The sequence below is a fragment of the Bartonella sp. CL435QHHD genome (assembly GCF_042195095.1).
Taxonomy (GTDB): Bacteria; Pseudomonadota; Alphaproteobacteria; order Rhizobiales; family Rhizobiaceae; genus Bartonella.
The window spans coordinates 1-6,777 of record NZ_JBHINS010000055.1; the positions used below are offsets into that span (position 1 = coordinate 1).

At 35.6% G+C, this 6,777-nt stretch carries 2 protein-coding genes and 4 pseudogenes; 3 read left to right on the plus strand and 3 right to left on the minus strand.

The window, feature by feature from the left end; translation table 11 throughout:
• Together ACFILH_RS03385 and ACFILH_RS03390 are read right to left on the minus strand one after the other, a co-directional pair.
• Window positions 1-1,673: pseudogene (locus tag ACFILH_RS03385) on the minus strand (ShlB/FhaC/HecB family hemolysin secretion/activation protein); the annotation flags it as partial.
• On the minus strand, window positions 1,666-1,845 hold the full coding sequence (locus ACFILH_RS03390) for a hypothetical protein (protein ID WP_375631742.1): 180 nt from the start codon (window positions 1,843-1,845) through the stop codon (window positions 1,666-1,668). The gene ACFILH_RS03390 and the pseudogene ACFILH_RS03385, both read right to left, overlap by 8 nt.
• A gap of 248 nt (window positions 1,846-2,093) precedes the next feature.
• Between ACFILH_RS03390 and ACFILH_RS03395 the strand changes: the two are divergent.
• Window positions 2,094-2,752: pseudogene (locus ACFILH_RS03395) on the plus strand (type ISP restriction/modification enzyme); the annotation flags it as partial.
• A gap of 152 nt (window positions 2,753-2,904) precedes the next feature.
• On the opposite strand, the gene ACFILH_RS03400 reads toward ACFILH_RS03395, so the two are convergent.
• The gene (locus tag ACFILH_RS03400; protein ID WP_375667361.1) at window positions 2,905-3,555 is read right to left on the minus strand and encodes a hypothetical protein; all 651 of its coding nucleotides are present in this window, start codon (window positions 3,553-3,555) and stop codon (window positions 2,905-2,907) included.
• A 1,506-nt stretch (window positions 3,556-5,061) separates the two neighbouring features.
• Between ACFILH_RS03400 and ACFILH_RS03405 the strand changes: the two are divergent.
• Window positions 5,062-5,728, plus strand: a pseudogene (locus ACFILH_RS03405) (hypothetical protein).
• Between the two features lie 610 nt (window positions 5,729-6,338).
• A pseudogene (locus ACFILH_RS03410) lies at window positions 6,339-6,777 on the plus strand (hypothetical protein); the annotation flags it as partial.

Consider the following 6,777-nt stretch of genomic DNA (forward strand, 5'->3'; position numbering starts at 1 on the left):
CACTGTCGATTGGGTTAAAATATTCGAATAAGATACATCAATATCCGTAATGTCTCCGGTTGCATGGAAACCAAGAGTTGCCCCAACGAGGCTCCCGCCAAAACTGTTTTTGTTTGCATCATTGGCTACAGCCCCCAGATCAAGCGCCATATAAGGGGCAAATTGGCTCATAAATTTACGCCCCATTCTCGAAGAAAAACCTGGCAACAACAGCGACAATTCATTGCGCCAAAACGCCCCATTATTGCCGTAATAAATAGCCTCACGCACCCCGCGCACAGAGGAACTACCACCAAGCGATATTTGCTCTGAACTAAACAACGTGTCGGGTGATAATTGTCCTGAAAACAGTGTGTTATAGCGAAAGTTATACTGTTTGAGCGAAAAAGGACGCACGTAGCCTAGGGAAAAAGACAATTTGGAAAATTGCCCTTTGGGTGAATTTTTTGTTGCATTCTCTTGCTCTTTATCATCATAAGCGCCAAGAATTGCCAACCCTTTATGAAACCCTATATGCGCGCTTAACTCTCCTCCAAGCCACTTGCGCGAATGATCAAGCTCAAAGGTTGCAATAGCCAATTTACGGCTGGAAACATCAACCCGACTGCCCATAATAAAATTATCAGAATATTTCCATGTCAACCGTCCTGTAAGCCAGGTCTTTCCCTCTTGATCACGGTCGATAACCCGTGAAATCCACGGTGTAAGCGATAAAGACTTACCCGCAGTCATAATATCGGAAAATATTCCCTTAACACTCGAATGATATTGGCTCCACGTCCCATCAAAACCAGTTGTCCAAGTGCCATAGGGAAGAGAAAATGATCCCGTTAGAGTATCACTATTGGGACGCTTGTGAGAAAAATGATACGGACCACCATCCATGGAGCGCTGATAGCTAAACGACCATTGATCATTGATCCCTAACAGATCATCAAAAGAAAGGCTCAAGCGCGTTTGATAAAGCCCTGTTGCTTTAGCGCCAAGATTATCGCTGGAAAGCGTAATAAGCCAAGGTTTCTGTTTTTCAATATGAACATCGAGTATCGAACCACCCGAATTGCTACCAGCACCAAGATTAATGGTAGCTTGGCGTGAGAAAAGCCGATTGATTTGATCAAGCCCTTGCTCTATCTGGCGCAGATTGGTCGGTTTCCCAATAAGGTTTGGAAAAGCCGTGGTGATTTCTCCTTGAAGTCTCCTCTCAACTTTATGCCCATCCAGAGTGATATCTTCCATCACGCCTTCAACAACAACAATCTTGAGATGACCGCCGCTTAAATCTTGCTCAGGCAAATAAGCCCGCACCGCAATATAGCCGCGCTTCATATAAAGCTTGGTCACCGCTTTGAGCACTTTGTTGATTTCGGCAATCCCCAAACACCGTCCTNATGAGAAATCAACTGAGCATCAACAAATTCAATGCTTTTGATCAGCAAACAGGTTGTACCAGACGAAGCACCATAGGCAGATGTGGTATCATCGTCTGGCAAAAATACCCCATGGGTTTCGTTTCTACGGTGCAATCGTTGAAAACGCTGTTCTTGCGTTTGTTGTCGTTGGATGCTCTCTGATTGATTAATCGCTTTCTCACGAATGTTTTCGGCAAAACTCGGCAACGAGAAAAGGCACAAAATAGCCGCAAAAACAAAAGTGAAAAAAAATCTATGCATTCATTGTGCCCTCAAAGTGAGCAACCAAATGAACCATATCATCAGCGTCACAGAAAAAATCGCCAACCGCGTAACAATTTTTTAATTTTTTGATGAGAGTAATACTTATAACATCTGAGAGAAAAGCATAGACTGTACTGTATACACTTGCTTTATGTGTTGTGCAAACCATATCATTTCCCCCGCTTGTGAAGATTTTACAATGACACTGTTAAATGACAATCATATGCTCTATATGCTTCTTAATTTTAAGGTGTTGCATGTAATATAATCTTGAGCTTAAAGTAAAGACTCTTATTCATAGAATAGACCAAATTTATTGGAACTGTTACATATTAGAGACAACAAAAAACACTCCATTATTATCGCTTGATAAGAAAAATAGTATGACAATAGCTTATTTACTAAAATAAGAAAATGCGTAATGCCATAACTGATGAAGGATTAGCATATTTAAAAGCTGCTTATCCTAATGAAAAAACACTAAAGATGATCTGTTTTATTATGTTTACGGTCTTTTGCATTCAGAAGATTATCGCACTCGTTATGTCAATAACCTCTCTAAAAAATTGCCGCGTATCCCGTGTGTAAAGAATGCTGATGATTTTTGGAAATTTGTGACAGTAGGGCGTAAACTGGGGCATTTGCACGTGAATTATGAAACTGTAGAGCCTTATCCTGTGACCTTTAAAAAGGGTAATCCAAAACAGACAGAAATCTCTAATCTCGAAAAATTCTATTATGTGACTGAAATGAAATTTGCAAAAATTAAGGATAGTAAGGAAAAGAATAAATCAACTGTTATTTATAATAGCAATATCATCATGACAGATATCCCTAAGTAAGCTTATGAGTATATCGTCAATGGCAAGCCTGCTCTTGAATGGTTTATGGGGCGTCAATGTGTAAAAACAGATAAAAAGAGTGGTATTGTGAATGATGCCAATCGCTATGCTGTTGAAACCGTTGGCAACCCTGCCTACCCTCTAGAGTTATTTCAAAGGGTTATCACTGTAAGTTTAGAAACAATGAAAATTGTTAAGAACTTACCAAAATTAGAAATAAGAGAAACTGAATAACTTATAAAGCATGCTCACATAATGGGTATGCTAAACGCATAAGGGGTATAAGGTCTTATACCTATAGGTTCCTATACCCCCTTTATACATTGCTTACATATAATCTTAATATGCGTTATTCTAAAAAGAAGAAACTTGCACTTTTAGATACTCTACTTTGGGACGATAAGCCCCTCTTTGGCTAGTTTCTCGACAGTTGTTTCTGCAACGCTTACTATAAGATTAGAAAATGATGCAAAAGCATTTCCATTGCTAGAGCCTTTTGCTAGCCATATGGTTTCTTTGTTTTTTGTATTGTGAATAAGGTAAACACTAACGCTTATGCCGGGCTTACTAATATTATGTCCACCGCTCACATAACCTGGTGTCGTTACAGTTCTTATGGTAGTAAAGTGTCCAACTTCCGAAATAGTACTTGTAGAGGTTCCTGGATGATATGTTGGCGGGATATACGTCTGTGATATATCACGATTATCAACGCTAACTATTAGGAGTGCATCTGCGCCTTTATTTGTTATAATTTTCTCTTTCTCGTTATAGGAATAATTACGAGTTGGAGGGAAAAGTTCTAATCCTCTCAATATCTGTACATTGTATTTAACGAGGGATTTCTCAAAGGTGTCTTCAAGTTCTTTTTGCTCAAAAATAGACATGCCAACACCTCCTATAACCACCTTTTTGGTTTGAAATCGTCCCTTGTAGTTTGGATCAACAATTCCGGTCAAGTGTGTTACTTGATTATCCCAAGGACCACAAGCTGTGAGTATTAACAAACAAAATAAAATAAAAAACTTCATCATCATAAACCTTTGATTAATATCAAAAGTCTAATAATGTATTTATAATTCAAATTAAAGATACAATTTGAACTTTTAAATAATTTTTTAGATTGTTTTGCAAAATTTAAGAAATCCACTCTTAAATAGAATTAGATTTTTTTACATTGCCTTTAAGAGGTTATACCGTAATCTAAAATGGATAGCTTTATTGTTATCAAAAGCTTTGTTTAAAGTGTGTTATGTATATTCATTTTGCTTATAGGTTTTGAAGGTGTAAAAACCGTCACCCCTCCCTCAAAACGTATATTATTGATTGAATTTAGAGGTTATATTATCAATATGGGTTGTTTTTTTAAGATCTATAAAATATTAACATATTGAAAAATAACATTTTTAATTTTTATCGTTTTTTTATCTAAAAGGGGCAACCCTCAAAACTCAAAAACCCGTCAAAACTCATAACCATAATGATCTTGATAGCATCTCTTATGAGTTACAAGCTATCTTTTGAAAAGCTTTAAAGAATCACATGATTTTCATAAAGCACGTTGTAATCATTCTCTAAATCATAAGGTTATCATTCAAAAGAACTGATTAAAATGCATAAAAGGGATTTTGATAACGTAATCAATTTTTAATTTCATACGCTTTTCATAAGACACGTGTTAATCACTCACTAAAAATATAATTTTATCTTTTAAAAAGAACTAATCAAAATAACAAAAGCCTATTAAAAAGGATTTTGCTAATCTCTATAATTATCAGTTTCTATTGAGATGTTTTCATAAGTGTTTTCATAACAGACAATAAATCGCAATTATCCTATTTATCATTTCTCTTATGAACATGAAAAATGATGCCATGGCTATAAAGAACATAACAACTATAGAGAATGCGTAAAAACAGTAGCTTTATTTGAATAAAGCAAAAATACAAATGAAAGCGTTGGTTATCAAGATCATCTCTATAAAAAGCTGTTAAGTTGCAAACGTGTTATAAACAAAATTCACAAAAAAATTAAAATTCATTTAGTAAAAAAATTGATAGGTTATAAAGATAAAAAAACGCATTATGAGAGCGTTTCTAAATATTATAAATGTATAGTTCAAAACATAACGCAATCGTTTAAGAACGCCCATAATATAGCTTTAAAAGCATATAAATATAAAAGAAGCTCTTCATAAGAACATGATAAAATTAATACATAATGCAATTAAAAAAATACAAAAAATATCAAAAAAGATAAAATATTAATTGACAATAAATACGTATTTTGTTATATAAATAATCAAGTGATTAACAAACACTTTACGTTAAGCGGATAGGTTACGATACAACCTTTCCTATGTTTTTAAAATACTGGCTGTTTTTTATGTGTTAATTAGCATATAATGACTCTGTCGGGTGTGCTTACATCATACAATACCCTTATGGGAAAAGTGTAAGCAACGGACTTAACGCCGTGTTTGTTAGCGCCCGATGCTTGTTAAGAGCGTCAATAACAAACAATTTTACGTTAAGGTTTTAATTATGACAAATATATCAAACAACACCCCCGTTAATAAGAAAAAAATATCCAAAAAATATGAATTTACTAGTGAAATGGATTGCGTAGCTGGTCATTTCTTATATCGCATTCGTGCTTTAAGAGATTTTGGAGATGTCAAAGCTGGCGATCTCGGGGGGTATATTGAAAAAGAAAGCAATTTATCTCATGAGGGTAATTGCTGGGTGTATGACAAAGCGCGTGTTTTTGAAAATGCAAGGGTTTATGACAATGCTAAAGTCAAAGGCTTTTTTGTAGACGTTTATGGCGATGCACGTATTTATGGCAATAAATGATTATTGTGAGGTTTATGGCAATGCCCATGTTGAAAATGCCGTTATCATCGAAGGGAATGTTAAAATTTATGATAACGCCCGTGTAAGTGGCCATGCTCATATTTCTGATATGTCTGTTATTTGTGATAATGCTCATGTCGGAGGCAATGCTAAAATAAGTGATGGTGCTTATATTTGTGATGATTCCTATGTCGTTGATGATGCCGTGGTTTGTGGTTCTTATGTATCAGGTTCTTCTTGTGTTCATAGCGCTGCCTCTTTAACTGAATATGATCAAATTCATGATGAAGCAATTCCAAGATTTGGAAGTGATGATGATTATTACCGTCATGAGTATTATGACGAGGCAATGTAATTAACACTAGGCGCGGCGGGGGCGCCCCTCTTTAAAACATTTCATTTTTAAATTTATCAAATATGAACTTAGGGAGTTACCTATGAACGCTATAACTGTATCTAAAAAATACGAATTTACTAATGAAACACGTTGCGTGGCTGGTCATACTTTACACCGTATTAAAGCCATTAGAGATTTTGCTGATGTAAAGGCGGGCGACCTCGGCGGCTTTATTGAAAAGGAAAGTAACTTATCACATGATGGTAATTGCTGGGTAGCTAATGAGGCTTGTGTTTATAATAATGCTCTTGTTTCTGATAATGCTACTGTTTTTAATTATGCTAGTGTTTTCGATAATGCAACGGTTTGTGATAATGCAAAGGTATTTGATTTTGCTAGTGTTTATGACAATGCAAAAATACATGATAATGCCTTGGTTTTTGGATATGCTTTTGTTTACAAACATGCTCGTGTTTTTAATAACGCCGCTGTATGTGATAAGGCTGTTATAAGAGACAATGCAAAAGTCTATGGGAATGCTTTTATTAATTGGTATACACGTATTGAAGACAATAAAACGATTAATCTTGCATCTCAAATTTCTGATGACGCTTGTGTCTCTTTACCTATAACAAAAAAATACGAATTTACGAATGAAACACGTTGTGTGGCTGGTCATACTTTACACCGCATTAAAGCCATTAGAGATTTTGCTGATGTAAAGACTGGTGATTTAGGTGGTTTTATCGAAAATGAAAGCAATCTCTCTCATGATGGCAATTGCTGGGTCTATGATAATGCTTGTATTAATAGAAATGCTAAAGTTTATGGCAATGCCGTTGTTAATGATGATGCATGGGTTTTCGGTGCAAATGCTCATGTTTATGGCAATGCAAAAATTAATGACAACGCTATCGTTCGTGGTCAAGTTTATGACAATGCTGAGGTCTATGGCAATGCTCATGTTTATGGCAGTATTTATGGTAATGCTCATGTGAATGGTAGTGCCCGCATTCTTGCTGATGCTCATATTTATGACCATGCGCATGTTTCTTATGATGCTACGG

Bases quoted from the DNA above. Each gene is read 5' to 3' on its own strand.
- ACFILH_RS03390 (WP_375631742.1), bottom strand. From the start codon at position 1,845: ATGGTTTGCACAACACATAAAGCAAGTGTATACAGTACAGTCTATGCT.
- ACFILH_RS03400 (WP_375667361.1), bottom strand. From the start codon at position 3,555: ATGATGATGAAGTTTTTTATTTTATTTTGTTTGTTAATACTCACAGCT.